The sequence below is a fragment of the Sphingomonas sp. GW821-FHT02B09 genome, from assembly GCF_059421875.1.
This window is the reverse complement of the sequence record NZ_JBWKVV010000003.1, coordinates 233,806-246,777: the sequence shown is the minus strand read 5'-3', so window position 1 is coordinate 246,777 and position 12,972 is coordinate 233,806. Positions and strand designations below refer to the sequence as shown.

The following is a 12,972-nucleotide window of genomic DNA, read 5'->3' as shown; positions in this document are numbered from 1 at the left end:
GCCGTGGCCATCGCATCGGATCCGACCACCGGCGGCGCCACGCCGGACCCCGATCACGTGCGCGACGAATTCCGCCGTCGCCGTGGTCATTGGCATGACGATTGGGAGGCGATGCTCGCCTATTCGCCGACCTATGTCGCCGCCTATCTTGATTTCTCGGTCTATGCGGCGGAGCGCGGCGCGCTGACGCCGCGGTTCATCGAATTGTTGTACGTCGCGACCAATTGCACGCCGACGCATATGTTCGATCGCGGCCTGCGCAATCACGCGCGTCAGGCGCTGGCGCTGGGCGTCACCCGCGACGAACTCTTGTCGGTGGCGGCGACCGTGAGCGCAATGGGGATCCACTCCTATCTGCTCACCGCACAGGCGGTGGCCGATCTGGTGCCCGAGGCGGGGACGGAGGCGGATCCGCATGCGATCCAGCGGGCATTCGACGCGCATGCCGCGCTGTTCGGCGAGGTTCTCGACGATGTCGACGTCGCGGTTCGCGTCGATCCGGACTTCTACCTGCACTGGCTCGACTTCGTCGCCGCCCCCGTGCGCGGCGCCAAAGCGGGACTGTCGGCCAAGGAGGCGCATCTCATCTCGCTCGCGGTCCATGCGCAATGCACGCAGCTGAACGCGGCCGGGGTGCGACATCACGCCCGCGCGGCGATCGCGCACGGGGCGAGCGTCGAGGAAGTGCTCGACGTCGGGCGGTTGATCTCCAGCATGGGCATCCATGCGATGGTCTTCGCGCTGCCGATCATCAACGATCTCACCGGGCTGGATTCGTGACGATGGGAAGCGATTTCGCTTATACCGGCGGCGGCGTGTCTGCCCGGGGCTATTATGCCGAACCGGCGACGCGCGACATCCGTGGCGCGGTGCTGGTCTTTCCCGAGGCGCCCGGCATCGGCGGCCATGTGCGACGGCGCGTCGACGCGCTCGCCGCAGCCGGTTATGCCGCGCTCGGCGCGGATCTGCACGGCAGGGGGCGACTGGCCGAAGGGCATGACGAGGCCCGCCGCTGGGTCGAGGCGCTGAAGGCCGATCCCGCGACCCTGATCGCGCGCATGGAAGCGGCGCTCGCCGCGCTGGTCGCGAGATGCGGTGTCGACGATCGACGCGTCGCGCTTGCCGGCTATTGTTTCGGCGGCTGGTGCGCGCTCGAACTGGCGCGCTCGGGCGCGGCGGCGGGCAGCGTCACCTCGTTCCACGGATCGGTCGCCAGCGCGCGCGGCGTCGACGGCCTGATCGGCCGGTCCGTGCTGGTCTGTACCGGCGATGCCGATCCGTTCGTGCCGGCCGACCAGCTTGCCGCATTCGGCGCCGCGGTGCGCGGCGTGCCGGTCGATTACCAGCTGTGCGTCTATGGCGGGGTCGGCCACGGCTTCACCGACCGCGACGCACCGACCATGCCGGGCTTCGCCTACGACGCCGCCGCCGACCGGCGATCCTGGCGATCCTTCCTGCATCTGCTCGACGACCAGATGACCGCTGCCGACGTGAGGACGACGCAATGACGAGTTTCGATGGCCAGACGATCCTGATCACCGGCGCGGCGACCGGGATCGGGCGCGCGACCGCCCGCAAGCTGGCCGATCTCGGCGCGCGTCTGGTGATCGTCGATCTGGACGGCGAGGGCGCGGTCGCGGCCGCCGCGTCGCTGCCCGGCGATGCGCGCGGCTATCGCTGCGACGTGCGCAGCGACGCCGACGTCGACGCGCTGCGCGCCGTCGTGCTCGCCGAATGCGGCGGTGTCGACGTCCTGGTCAACAATGCGGCCAAGCCGCCGGTGACCGGGCCGATCGCCGACACCGATATCGAGGTGTGGCGCGACGCCCTGGACGTCAACGTCCTGGGCTATGTCCGGATGATCCGCGCCTTCCTGCCGCATATGGTCGCGCGCGGCACGGGGCGGATCGTCAACACCGCGTCGGGTCTCGCGCTGCTGCCCGATCCGCCGACGCGCTTCATGGGGCCGTATATCGCCTCCAAGGGCGCGCAACTGGCGATGAGCTATGCCTTCGCGCATGCGCTCGAGGATACGGGCGTGACGCTGTCGATCTTCTGTCCGGGCCTGACCGCAACCTCGGACCGCCCCGGCGGACCGCCGCCGGCGGGTGTCGGCGCGCCCACCCTCGACGATTTCCGTCGCGGCGTGCCGGCGCGGCGCGCCCGCCCCGCGACCGCCGACCATGCCGCGCAGACGTTCGTCGACGGGCTGCTCAGCGGCGAATTCCTCACCTGTTCGCAGGAAGGCTATCACAGCGATCTCGTCGACTTCGCCTCGGCCAATCTCGATCCCTATTCGATCGTGCGCCAGGCGCAGGCCGAGGCGGCCTGACGATGGGGCGCCTCCGCTATCTCGACAACGCCGATCTCGCCCCGGAATTCCAGGACATTCCGCGGATGAAGTCGAACATCACGCGCGCCGTCGCGCACAGCCCGAAGCTCGCGCGGCTGGTCGCGGGGCGTGGCATGTACCTGCGCCACGACAGCGGGCTCGACGCGCGATTGCGCGAACTGGCGATCCTCCAGGTCGGCTATTCGACGCGTTCCGCCTACGAATGGGCGCATCACGTCGACGTCGCGCTGTCGTTCGGCGTGACCGAGGACGATATCCGCGCGATCGCGACCGAGACCGCGGGGGAAACCTCGCATCTGGAGCCGCTGGCGGTGGCCGTGCTGGCGGCGACGCGAACGCTGACCGACGACCTGATCCTGCCCCAGCCGCTGTTCGATACGTTGGCGGCGGCGCTGCCCACCGATCAACTCGTCGATCTGCTCGTCGCGATCGGGGAATATAACGGCCTCGTCCGGGTCATGGCGGCGATCGAGATCGATCTCGAGCCCGAATACGTCCGCTATCTCGACCGCTTCCCGCTGCCGTCCCCCTCCATTTCAGCAAAGGAATCCTGATGAAACTGTTGAGCTTCAAGATCGACGGGCGCGAAAGCTTCGGTGCGGTGGTTGGCGACGAGGTCGTCGATCTCGGCCGCCGGTTCGAAGGCCGCTTCGCGACCATCGTCGACGCGCTCAGGGCCGACGCGCTGGGCGAACTGGACCGGGCCGTGGCGGGCGCGACCGGCGATCACGCGCTGGCGGACATCGAATTCCTGCCGGTGATCCCGAACCCGCCCAAGATCATCTGCATCGGCGTGAACTACGAGACGCACCGCAACGAGATCGGTCGCGATCCGAGCGCCAAGCCAATGGTGTTCGCGCGCTTTCCGATCAGCCAGGTCGGTCACGGCGAGCCGATGATCGCGCCGCCCGAATCCGGGACCTACGATTATGAAGGTGAGATCGCGGTCATCATCGGCAAGCCCGGACGGCGCATTTCGCAGGCGGATTGCTGGGACCATATCGCCGGTTACGCGCCCTATAACGATGGCAGCATCCGGGAGTGGCAGCGCCATACGCCGCAGTGGGGGCCGGGCAAGAACTGGTACAAGACCGGCGCGTTCGGCCCGTGGATGACGACGCGCGGCGAGATCGCCGACGATCAGGACCTGCACCTGAAAACCCGCCTGAACGGGGTGGAGGTGCAGAATGCCAAGAGCAGCGACATGATCTTCAAGATCCCCGAGCTGATCGAATATTGCTCCACCTTCATCCCGCTGGAAGCGGGCGACGTCATCGTCACCGGCACGCCGGGCGGTGTCGGGGTTCGGCGGGAGCCCAAGTTGTTCATGAAGGACGGCGACGTGGTCGAGGTCGAGATCACCGAGGTCGGCGTCCTCAGCAACCCGATCAGGGCGGAAGCCGTCTGATCAAACGGCACGGCGGGCGGCGGTCAGCGTCGCCCGTCTCGCCGATGGTGCCACATCGGCGCGCCGGCGACCGGACTGCGGAAGCGCAGGACATGGTCCATCCGGATCGATCCGACGTAGAGCGTGCGGCGGTCCGGCCCGCCGAAGGCGATGCTTGCCGGGAAATCCAGCAGCGACGCGTCCGGATCCTCGTACAGGCATTGCGCGGCACCGTCCGGCGCGATCCGGTAGAGGGCGTTGCGCGTGACCTCCGTCACCCATAGCCCACCCTCGACGTCCCAGGCGAGACCGTCGACGATGGCGTTTGCGAACAGCGGGTCGGGTCCGAACGGCATGGCCGGGCCCAGCGTGCCGTCGGCGCCGATCGCCATCCGCACGATCCGGCCGCGCGCGGATTCGGCCAGATAGGCCCATCGCATCGCGGGATCGATGCGCAGCTCGTTGGCGAAGCACAGGCCCTTTGCCATCAGCCGCGGGCCGTCGGCGCGCAGCGACAACACATAGCCGTCGGGGATCGGCGCATCGATCGCGCACGAGCGCGGGACGGTTCGCGTCGAGACGGTAAGCCAGAGGTCGCCGCGCGGGTCGCAATAGGCGAAATTCACCGCGCCGAGCGGCTCGCCGTCGAACCGGTCTATCAAGAGCACGTTGCTGCCGTCGGGGCGCAGGGCGTGCACCGTGCCGCTGTCGATGCCGGCGAGGATCAACGTGCCGTCACGCCGTTGCGCCACGCCGTTGGTGACGCCACCGGGACAGGGAAGGTGCGTGCAGCGATCCATCGCGTCGATCCGCGTCACGCCGCCGCGCGCGTCGGAGACGAACACCGTGCCGTCGGCGGCGACGAGCACGCATTCCGGCCGGCGCAGGTCGCGCCCGATCCGGCCGGCGGGTTCCAGCAGCGCAGGCATCGCCGGCGTCAGCCGGCGCCGGCGAGCGGGATGGTGCGCGTCAGGGCGTCGAGCGCCTCGGCAGTGCGCGCCGTGCCGAAAATATAATGGTCCGGGCGGATCAGCACCGCCGCGGCGCCGAGGGTCGCGAGATAGTCGTGCGCCGCGTCGGTGACGATCACCACGTCCGCCCTCGACCAGATGGCACGCGTCGCCGGATCGACGGTGTCGACGATGTCGGGACGGGCGAGCAGCACGAAGTGCAGCGGTGCGGCATCGTCGAGCAATGTGCCGTCGCCCAGCCGCGGCTGGGGCGCTAGCGTGCCGGCGAGCGGATCGGCCCTCGCCGCGTCGCCGCCGAGCCGCGGTCGGATCGGCACCAGCACCGGCGGTCGCGCCAGCAACGTCGCATCCCGCACGCGGGCACGATCGGGATCGCGTTCCTGGATGATCGCGCCGATCCGGTTGGCCTCGGCGATATAATGGGTGACGTGAGGCGCGAGTTCGGCCTGATAGGTGTCCAGCAGCGCCGGCGTTGCGCGACCGTCGATCACCCAGGCCAGCTTCCACGACAGATTGGCGGCGTCACGCAGACCGGCGCACAGGCCCTGGCCGAGAAAGGGGGGCGTTTGATGCGCGGCGTCGCCGGCGATCAACAGCCGGCCGCTGCGCCATCGCGATGCGATGACGGAATTGAAGGTATAGACCACCGCGCGCTCCAGCGCGGCATCGTCGGGCGCGAGCCAGCGACCCAGCAGCGCATGCACGTTTTCCGGCCGGGCGAAGTCCGCGGGGTCGTCGCCGGGCAGCAGCATGACCTCCCAGCGCCGGCGTCGACCCACCGCCTCGATATAGGTGAAGGGGCGGGCGGGATCGCAATATTGCACCGTACCTTCGGGAAGATCGGGGGCATCCGGGCGGAGAATGAGGTCGGCGACGAGCCATCGTTCGGACGGGGCGAGCGTCCGGGTTTCCGCCCCGATCGCCTGTCGCACGCGGGACCGGGCGCCGTCGCAGCCGACCGCATAACGTGCCCGGATAGGCGCGAGCGCGCCATCGGGGGCGGACGTGGTGAGCGTGACGCCGTCGTCATCTTGGGCGATGCCGGTAACCGTCCAGCCGAGCCGCAGGTCGATGCCCGCCACGGTCGCGGCACGCGCGCGCAGTGCGGCTTCGAGATCGGGCTGGTGAAAGCGATTGCTGTCGCGCCAGCCATGGATCCCCGGCTCGACCGGGCGCGGCCAGTCGATCAGCATTGCGCCATCGGCATCCTCGAACCGCATGCGGCGATAGATGCCGAGATGCGGCGACAGCGCGTCGGCGACGCCCGCGGTCTGCAGGATGCGCAAAGCCTCGCCGTCGATATGCGTGGCGCGCGGCAGGGGATAGGCCTCGGCGAACTGGTCCACCAGGACCACCCGCCGGCCTTGCCGCTCGAGCAGATTGGCCAGCGTTGCGCCGACCGGGCCGCACCCGATGACGGCGACGTCGTAGATTGCGTTCATCGTTGCCCCGCGGCGATCCGAGGGTGTCAGAGCGTCGCGATGTCGCGCGCGACGTCGGCGCTCCATTGCCGCATCGGCGTGAAGCCGGGTGCCTTGCGACACATCGCCTCCGTCTGCGCGACGATCTCGTCTTCTGGCGCGGCGAGGTCGATCGTCGTGCGATGCGGCTGGGTGATGTACCAGGGCGTGTCGACATAGGCCTCGACGCGATTGCCGTCGGGATCGGGGAAATACACCGACCAGGCGATGCCGTGGGTCAGCGGCTCGAGGTTCGGCACGCCCTCGTCGACCAGCTTCTTGTACACGCGCTGCAATTCGGCGAGCGTCTGCAGACGGAACGACAGCTGGTTCATCAGATGCTGGTCGCTGTCGGGCCGCCCGGTGACGAGCACGAGCTGGTGGTGCGACGTTGGGTCGGCGGTCAGGAACGCGATCGAACGGCTGTCGCTGCGCGCCTCGTCCGTCACCGCGAAACCGAAGATCTTCCGGTAGAAGGTCAGCATGCGGTCGAAATCGCTGACGTAAAGCCCGACGTGGCCAACTTCCATGACGTCTACCCTCCGGATGCGCGCAGATGCCCTCGGCACGTGCGTCTGATCGCGGCGAGCTAGGCGGGCGGGGAGGGCGCCGTAAATCCGCATCGGGATGGCGTCCGCGGGGTGAACCGCGGCCATCCGGCGGCGTCAGTCGCGCGCGTCGCGTTCGAGATTGCGTTCGATCTCGGTCTGCGCGCGCATCAGTGCCGGGACGAACTGGTCGATCCCCTCCTGCACCTTGATCGCGCGCGAGATCCAGGCGACGTCGATACAGGCGAGCACGCGACCGCGGAAGCGGACGGGGGCGGCGATCGAGGTGACGTGCGGATAGGCCAGCCGCTGTTCGAGCGCATAGCCCTTCTCGCGCACCGTCGCGAGTTGCGCGCGCGTCTGCGTTCCCACCCGTGCCTCCGGATCGACCGGATCGCCGAACCGCTCGATATGGCGCAGGATCAGGTCGGTCTCCTGATCGGGCGCGAACGCCAGATAGGCCCGTCCCAGCGCGCTCGTCAGCATCGAGCGCGGTCGATCGTCGAAGTTGCGCACGTCGATGCGGAACGGATTTTCGAGGTGCATCGAGTCGCGACGGACCATCGCATAATCCTCGAACGTCGCGATCTCGCACGTCCAGACGACTTCCTTCTGCAACTCGGCCAGCGTCGGCGTCGCGGTCCACAGCGCCCAGGCGCGATCGGTGAGGCCGTTCTCCAGTGCGCGCACCGCGAAGGTCGGGTGATAGACCTTGTCCCCGTCGACGGAGACCAGGCCGCTGGCGACCAGCGTCTCGAGAATGCGGTAGACGGTGGGACGCGACAGGCCGAGTTCGTTGGCGATCTGCTGGCAGGTCGTGCCGCCGGTGTCGCTGACGATGCGCAGCGCGCTTATCCCCCTGAACAGGGCGCGGATATTCTCGTTCATCACGCGGATGTAAGCCTCCGCCCGAGCCGAGACCAGACGAAACCGGGATACACCAGGCGGACGTCGCCGCGGAGGCATTGGCGTTGCCGCACGCGCGCCAGCACAGCGGGAACAGGTGTCGGACCACGGCACGACGGGCTCGATTGGAGGGGCGACGTGACCAACTTGGACCCCTCGCGGGCCTCGGACCCCTCGCGCGGCAAGGGCTTCGGCTGGCGGCTGCGGCTGGGCATGTTGCTGCCGTCGAGCAATCCGGTCGCCGAGCCCGAGATCACCCGCATCCTGCCCCCCGGCGTCTCGCTCAACACGACGCGGTTGAAGCTGGCGGGCAGCACGCGCGAGGACCTTCTCGGCATGACCGAGGGCGTCGAGGCGGCGGTCAGCCTGCTGAGCGACGCCGGGATCGATCGGCTGCTGTTCAACTGCACCGCGGTCTCGACGTTCGACCCGGAGATGGGAGAAGCGTTGCGATTGCGCATGGAGGCGGTCGCCGGACGCCCGGCGATCAGCACCGCCGATGGCATCGTCGCAGCGATCAGGGCGCTGGGATCGCGCCGGGTCATGATGATCTCGCCCTATATCGCGCCCGTCGTCGAGCGCGAGGTGGCGTTCCTCCGGCATTGCGGCGTCGAGGTCGTCCACGCCTCCGGCATGGGGTTGAAGGAGGGGCGCGCGATGTCCTCGGTCGAGCCCGGCGAATGGTATCGGCAGGCGATGGACCAGGCCGGCAGCGGCGCGGACCTGTGCTTCCTCAGCTGCACCGCGATCCGGGTCTTCGGCATCATCACTGACCTCGAACGCGACCTCGGCATGCCGGTGATGACCAGCAATCAGGCGATGATCTGGTGGTGCCTGCGCGAGGCGGGCGTCCGCGATCCGCTGCCGTCGCTCGGCCGGCTCGCCGCATGACCCGCCCCCTGGAGGAGTTTCGATGAGCATTCGCGGCAAGGCCCATATCGCCGGGGTCTTCGAACATCCCGGGCGCGATCTGCCCGATCATTCGGTGCAGCAGATCCATGCCGAATGCGCGATCGGCGCGCTGGCCGATGCCGGGCTGTCGATCCGCGATGTCGACGGCTATTTCTCGACCGGGCAACTGGGCTTCGGCGGCGTCTCGCTGACCGAATATCTCGGCCTGGCGCCGCGCTATGTCGATGCGACGTTCGTCGGCGGCTCGTCCTATCTGTCGCACGTCGGCCATGCGGCGGCGGCGATCGCGGCGGGCAAATGCCGCGTCGCGCTCATCACCCAGGGCGCCAAGGTGCGCGGCGTCCTCCGTGGCAACAAGCATACCGCCGACACCCCGGAATTTCCGTTCGAGACGGTATATGGCGAGACCAATGCGGGCATCTATGCGCTCGCCGCGCGGCGCCACATGCACGACTATGGCACGACCGCGGCGCAGCTCGCCGCCGCCAAGGTCACCGCCTCGGAATATGCGCAACACAATCCCGCTGCGCTGCTCAGGAAGCTGGTCACGGTCGACGACGTCGTCCATTCGCCGATGATCGCCGACCCGCTGCACCGGCTCGACTGCTGCGTCGTCACGGATGGCGGTGGCGCGATCGTCGTCGTCGCGCCCGAGATCGCGCGCAGCCTCCAACGCCGCTCGGTGACGGTCCTCGGCCATGGCGAGGCGATCCGGCATGGCGGTCGCGGCGCCATCGACTTCACCAGTACCGGCGCGACGATATCGGGGCCGAGCGCCTTGGCCGAGGCGGGCGTCGCGCTGGCCGACATCGATTATGCCTCGATCTACGATTCCTTCACGATCACCGTCATCATGACGCTGGAAGACCTCGGCTTCTGCAAGAAGGGGGAGGGCGGGGCGTTCGTCGCCAGCGGCGCGCTGCGCCGCGACGGTGCCATTCCCGTCAACACCGACGGCGGCGGCCTGTGCAACAACCATCCCGGCTATCAGGGCGGTATGGTCAAGATCGTCGAGGCGGTGCGGCAGCTGCGCGGCGAGGCCCATGCCGAAACGCAGGTGCGCGACTGCGAACTGGCGATCGCGCACGGCACCGGCGGCGGGATGTCGCGGCAAGCCAGCGTCTCGCTGATACTCGGACGGGAGGACGCATGATGGCCGATCCGACGACACGCGCCGGCCTGCCGACGCCGGCGCCCTATGTCTCGCCCGAGACCAGACCGTTCTGGTCGGCGGCGAAGGCGGGCCGGCTGGTCCTGCCGTTCTGCACCGAATGCGGCGTCGCGATCTGGTATCCCAAGGCGTTCTGCAGCGCCTGCGGGTCGATGCACGTCGACTGGCGCGAGGCGTCGGGCCTCGCCACCGTCTACAGCTACAGCCACGTCCATCGCGGCGAGGGCGCCTATCGCGAAGCCGGCAGTTTCGTTCTCGCCCTCGTCGACCTCGACGAGGGGCCGAGGGTGCTGACCAACATCGTCGACATCGACCCTGCCGACGTCGCGATCGGGCAGCGGGTGCAGGTCGTGTTCCACGACGCGGGCGACGAGGCATCGCTGCCCCGGTTCGCGCCGATGGCGCCGGCCCGGGCCGCGTCGGTCCGCGATTGAACGAATCCCCAAAGGAGAAGTGACGTGAAGATATCCCAGTCGATCAAGCTCGCGGCGCCGGCCGATACGGTGTGGACCTACGTCCGTGATTTCTACAATTTCGAGGAATGGCAGCCGCACATCGTCTCCACCGAAAAGGGCGAGAAGGATGGCGAGCGCGTCGTCAAGATGGCGCGCGGCAACACCGTGCTCGATCGCATCGCGACGCTGGACGACGACCAGCGCATCCTCGCCTATGAGATGGTGCCCGACCAGATCCTGCCGCCCGGCGTGCCGCGCCTCGAGGGGTTCCTCGCGACGTTCAAGGTCAACGCGGCGGGCGAGAGCTCGCAGGTCGACTACAGCATCGCGGTCGAGATCCCCGATGCCATGAAGGAGATGGCCGAGAAGGGCATCGGGGGCGATATCGCCGGCGCGCTCAAGGGGCTCGCCGACAAGTTCGGCACGGCCTGACATCGCTGCGACACGGATCGGACGAATGACCGATCGTCCGGTCCGTGTACATCGATCTTATCCAATTAAAACAACGTCATAAGCTGATTGTGCGGATGACGGCGGGTTGCCCGCCGTTTGTGGCCCGCCCGTCGCCATGCTAGTCTCTCCGCCATAAAAGAACCTGGAGAGGTTATGACATACAAGCATATCCGGTCACTCTCGCGTGGCATCGAGGTCTTGCGCTATCTGAACACCGTCGACGGTGCGCATCCCAGCGACATCTGCCGCAGCCTCGATCTGCCGCGCCCTACCGTCCACCGCATCCTCGAAACGCTCGGCGAGCTCACCCTGATCTATCAGGGGCCGTTCTCGCGCGAATTCCGCGTGTCGCCGAAGGTGCGCGAGCTCGCGCAGTCGCGCGACCAGTTCGGCCTCATCCGCCACGCGGCATGGCCGGCGATGCACGCGCTGACCTCGCAGGTCGTCTGGCCTTCGGACATCGCCGTGCCGCAGGACCATGCCATGCTGATCGTCGAATCGACGCACCGGATCAGCTCGATGTCCGCCGATATCGGCATGATCGGGCAATCGCGGCCGATGCTCGTCAGCCCGCTCGGCCTCGCCTATCTGAGCCATTGCCGCGATGCGGCGCGCGACGCGATACTCGACGATCTCTATGCCACCGCCACGGCGGACGATGCGTTCGCGGACCGGGCGACGATCGAACGCGCGCTTGGCGACGGACGGCGTGACGGCTTCGTCATCTGCCACGATCTCGCGCATCGCCGGTGCGCGAGCATGGCGGTGCCGGTCCGCGTCGGCGGCGACGTCGTCGCCTGCATGAACGTCGTCTGGCATGCCGCCGAACTGACGTTCGACGAGGCGCGCGACCAGCTCGGCGGACCGCTCATGGCGGCGCGCGACCGGGTGGAGGAAAGCCTGCGCGACTTGATCCCCGGCGCCGCCCCCGGTCCGGACGGCGGACCGGGCTGGGCGCGGCTCGCCGCCTGACGCCGTACACCAGCCGGACGGCCGGGGCGTGGCCATTGCTGGCCGGCGCCCCGGATGGACAGGTCGTCGCCGACCCTCACGCAAAGGATATGTTCGGTGAAGACTCTCGGTTTTCTAGGTGCAGGCCGTCTTGCACAGATGCTGGCGCCCAAAGCCGGCAAGGCCGGCTGGCGGGTGATCCTGTCGAATTCGCGCGGACCGGATACGCTGAAGGCGCTGGTCGACGGTATCGATGGCGACGTCGTCGCGGCGACTCCGGCGGACATGCTCGCACAGGCCGATATCGTGCTGCTGGCGATCCGCTGGCCCCAGCTGGCCGCGGCGACCGACGGCCTGTCGTGGCAGGGCCGGATCGTGATCGACGCGACCAACAATCGCCTGGGGCCGACGCCGTTGGACGTGATCGATATCGGCGGCGCGCTGTCGAGCGATATCGTCGCGGACCACGTTCCGGGCGCACGTCTGGTCAAGGCCTTCAACCATGAGCCGATCTTCCTGTTCGACAAGGCATTGCCGCCGCAGGACGATGCCAAGGTCCTGTTCCTGGCCGGTAGCGATGCCGAGGCCAATGCCGCGGTCGCCGCACTGATCCGCGACCTCGGTGCCGAGCCGGTCGATCTCGGCCCGATCGATCAGGGTGGCAAGCAGATCGCGATGGGCGGTCCGCTGACCAACAAGATGAAGCTGTTCACGGTCGAGGAGGCGGCGTCCGCAAAGACGCCCGCCTGATCAACCGGCGAAGGGTGAGGGTGTCGCGGGCAGCGGGTTGCGCGCGACATTCATCACCATCGCCAGCAACGCATAATAGCCGCATACCGAACACAGATCGATCACCCCCGCCGCGCCGAGCAGGTGGGCGACCGGCGCATAGATGGTGTCGTCGACGCTGCCCGACCGATGCAATTGGCGGCAGAATTCCAGCACCATCGCTTCCTCTGGCGTCAGTCCGGCCACGTCCGTCCCCGCCGCCAGCGTCGCGATCGCGCTGGCGCTGACGCCCGCCGTCGCGGCCAGCGCGGCATGGACGGTCCATTCGTAATCCTGTCGCCAGTGGCGCGCGGTCGCCAGGATCGCCAGTTCGCGCAGATTGGCCGGGATCGGGCTTTCGAAGCGCAGATAGGCGCCGAGCCCCTGTGCCGCCGCAAACGCCCCCGGACTGTTCAGCAGGACCGCGAACGGCCCGCGCACCGACCCGCGTGGTCCCGCGGCGACGACGGCCGCGGCGTCGCGCTGCGCCGGCGTCATCGCCTCCGGATCGACCGCCGCGATCCGTGGTGTCGTCTCGTCGCGCATGGCCGTCCCTCCCGCTTGGTATCGCCATGTCCATGCGCTCGGGCCGCCGGCGAGGGAAGCCAAACGAGGTACGCGGAGCGGACGGGCGACG

Annotated in this window: 16 protein-coding genes; 11 read left to right on the top strand and 5 right to left on the bottom strand. The window is 68.5% G+C overall.

Going from position 1 to position 12,972, the window contains the following annotated elements; translation table 11 throughout:
* The first annotated feature begins 3 nt into the window (after positions 1-3).
* Genes AC07U4_RS15570 through AC07U4_RS15550 form a run of 5 tightly spaced genes read left to right on the top strand, consistent with a single transcriptional unit; the run spans position 4 to position 3,761 of the window.
* Entirely contained in the window at positions 4-780 is a 777-nt protein-coding gene (locus AC07U4_RS15570; RefSeq protein ID WP_495196032.1) for a carboxymuconolactone decarboxylase family protein, read from the top strand.
* Positions 781-782: 2 nt separating this feature from the next.
* Complete coding sequence (locus AC07U4_RS15565; RefSeq protein WP_052075724.1) at positions 783-1,508, top strand: dienelactone hydrolase family protein; 726 nt, start codon at positions 783-785, stop codon at positions 1,506-1,508.
* The gene (locus tag AC07U4_RS15560) at positions 1,505-2,332 is read left to right on the top strand and encodes an SDR family NAD(P)-dependent oxidoreductase (RefSeq protein ID WP_495196031.1); all 828 of its coding nucleotides are present in this window, start codon (positions 1,505-1,507) and stop codon (positions 2,330-2,332) included. The genes AC07U4_RS15565 and AC07U4_RS15560 overlap by 4 nt, the downstream gene beginning before the upstream one ends.
* A gap of 2 nt (positions 2,333-2,334) precedes the next feature.
* Entirely contained in the window at positions 2,335-2,907 is a 573-nt protein-coding gene (locus AC07U4_RS15555; RefSeq protein ID WP_495181492.1) for a carboxymuconolactone decarboxylase family protein, read from the top strand.
* Positions 2,907-3,761, top strand: coding sequence for a fumarylacetoacetate hydrolase family protein (locus AC07U4_RS15550; protein WP_495196030.1), 855 nt, complete (start codon positions 2,907-2,909; stop codon positions 3,759-3,761). Before AC07U4_RS15555 ends, AC07U4_RS15550 begins: the two co-directional genes overlap by 1 nt.
* 23 nt (positions 3,762-3,784) lie before the next feature.
* Here the strand turns inward: AC07U4_RS15550 and AC07U4_RS15545 are convergent, their stop codons facing one another.
* The 4 genes from AC07U4_RS15545 to AC07U4_RS15530 form a co-directional block, all read right to left on the bottom strand.
* The gene (locus AC07U4_RS15545; protein WP_495196029.1) at positions 3,785-4,669 is read right to left on the bottom strand and encodes an SMP-30/gluconolactonase/LRE family protein; all 885 of its coding nucleotides are present in this window, start codon (positions 4,667-4,669) and stop codon (positions 3,785-3,787) included.
* Between the two features lie 8 nt (positions 4,670-4,677).
* Positions 4,678-6,153, bottom strand: a complete 1,476-nt coding sequence (gene mhpA / locus AC07U4_RS15540; protein ID WP_495196028.1) for a bifunctional 3-(3-hydroxy-phenyl)propionate/3-hydroxycinnamic acid hydroxylase MhpA — start codon at positions 6,151-6,153, stop codon at positions 4,678-4,680.
* 26 nt (positions 6,154-6,179) lie between these two features.
* Positions 6,180-6,701, bottom strand: a complete 522-nt coding sequence (locus tag AC07U4_RS15535) for a VOC family protein (protein WP_038665540.1) — start codon at positions 6,699-6,701, stop codon at positions 6,180-6,182.
* Positions 6,702-6,836: 135 nt separating this feature from the next.
* Complete coding sequence (locus AC07U4_RS15530; protein ID WP_038665543.1) at positions 6,837-7,607, bottom strand: helix-turn-helix domain-containing protein; 771 nt, start codon at positions 7,605-7,607, stop codon at positions 6,837-6,839.
* Between the two features lie 156 nt (positions 7,608-7,763).
* On the opposite strand from AC07U4_RS15530, the gene AC07U4_RS15525 reads away from it, so the two are divergent.
* The 6 genes from AC07U4_RS15525 to AC07U4_RS15500 all read left to right on the top strand — a co-directional run bounded on the left by AC07U4_RS15525 (position 7,764) and on the right by AC07U4_RS15500 (position 12,317).
* Complete coding sequence (locus AC07U4_RS15525; RefSeq protein WP_495196027.1) at positions 7,764-8,516, top strand: maleate cis-trans isomerase family protein; 753 nt, start codon at positions 7,764-7,766, stop codon at positions 8,514-8,516.
* Positions 8,517-8,538: 22 nt separating this feature from the next.
* Complete coding sequence (locus AC07U4_RS15520; RefSeq protein ID WP_495196026.1) at positions 8,539-9,690, top strand: thiolase domain-containing protein; 1,152 nt, start codon at positions 8,539-8,541, stop codon at positions 9,688-9,690.
* Positions 9,687-10,142: a Zn-ribbon domain-containing OB-fold protein gene (locus AC07U4_RS15515; RefSeq protein ID WP_495196025.1), complete on the top strand. Its 456-nt coding sequence runs from the start codon at positions 9,687-9,689 to the stop codon at positions 10,140-10,142. Before AC07U4_RS15520 ends, AC07U4_RS15515 begins: the two co-directional genes overlap by 4 nt.
* A gap of 24 nt (positions 10,143-10,166) precedes the next feature.
* Entirely contained in the window at positions 10,167-10,595 is a 429-nt protein-coding gene (locus tag AC07U4_RS15510; RefSeq protein ID WP_038665553.1) for an SRPBCC family protein, read from the top strand.
* Between the two features lie 174 nt (positions 10,596-10,769).
* The gene (locus AC07U4_RS15505; protein WP_495196024.1) at positions 10,770-11,588 is read left to right on the top strand and encodes a helix-turn-helix domain-containing protein; all 819 of its coding nucleotides are present in this window, start codon (positions 10,770-10,772) and stop codon (positions 11,586-11,588) included.
* A gap of 96 nt (positions 11,589-11,684) precedes the next feature.
* Entirely contained in the window at positions 11,685-12,317 is a 633-nt protein-coding gene (locus AC07U4_RS15500; protein ID WP_038665556.1) for an NADPH-dependent F420 reductase, read from the top strand.
* Here the strand turns inward: AC07U4_RS15500 and AC07U4_RS15495 are convergent, their stop codons facing one another.
* Positions 12,318-12,881, bottom strand: a complete 564-nt coding sequence (locus AC07U4_RS15495; RefSeq protein WP_038665558.1) for a carboxymuconolactone decarboxylase family protein — start codon at positions 12,879-12,881, stop codon at positions 12,318-12,320. It lies immediately after the preceding gene.
* Positions 12,882-12,972 lie beyond the last annotated feature (91 nt).

Bases quoted from the DNA above. Each gene is read 5' to 3' on its own strand.
- AC07U4_RS15565 (WP_052075724.1), top strand. From the start codon at position 783: ATGGGAAGCGATTTCGCTTATACCGGCGGCGGCGTGTCTGCCCGGGGC.
- AC07U4_RS15560 (WP_495196031.1), top strand. From the start codon at position 1,505: ATGACGAGTTTCGATGGCCAGACGATCCTGATCACCGGCGCGGCGACC.
- AC07U4_RS15555 (WP_495181492.1), top strand. From the start codon at position 2,335: ATGGGGCGCCTCCGCTATCTCGACAACGCCGATCTCGCCCCGGAATTC.
- AC07U4_RS15550 (WP_495196030.1), top strand. From the start codon at position 2,907: ATGAAACTGTTGAGCTTCAAGATCGACGGGCGCGAAAGCTTCGGTGCG.
- AC07U4_RS15545 (WP_495196029.1), bottom strand. From the start codon at position 4,669: ATGCCTGCGCTGCTGGAACCCGCCGGCCGGATCGGGCGCGACCTGCGC.
- mhpA (WP_495196028.1), bottom strand. From the start codon at position 6,153: ATGAACGCAATCTACGACGTCGCCGTCATCGGGTGCGGCCCGGTCGGC.
- AC07U4_RS15535 (WP_038665540.1), bottom strand. From the start codon at position 6,701: ATGGAAGTTGGCCACGTCGGGCTTTACGTCAGCGATTTCGACCGCATG.
- AC07U4_RS15530 (WP_038665543.1), bottom strand. From the start codon at position 7,607: ATGAACGAGAATATCCGCGCCCTGTTCAGGGGGATAAGCGCGCTGCGC.
- AC07U4_RS15520 (WP_495196026.1), top strand. From the start codon at position 8,539: ATGAGCATTCGCGGCAAGGCCCATATCGCCGGGGTCTTCGAACATCCC.
- AC07U4_RS15515 (WP_495196025.1), top strand. From the start codon at position 9,687: ATGATGGCCGATCCGACGACACGCGCCGGCCTGCCGACGCCGGCGCCC.
- AC07U4_RS15505 (WP_495196024.1), top strand. From the start codon at position 10,770: ATGACATACAAGCATATCCGGTCACTCTCGCGTGGCATCGAGGTCTTG.
- AC07U4_RS15495 (WP_038665558.1), bottom strand. From the start codon at position 12,881: ATGCGCGACGAGACGACACCACGGATCGCGGCGGTCGATCCGGAGGCG.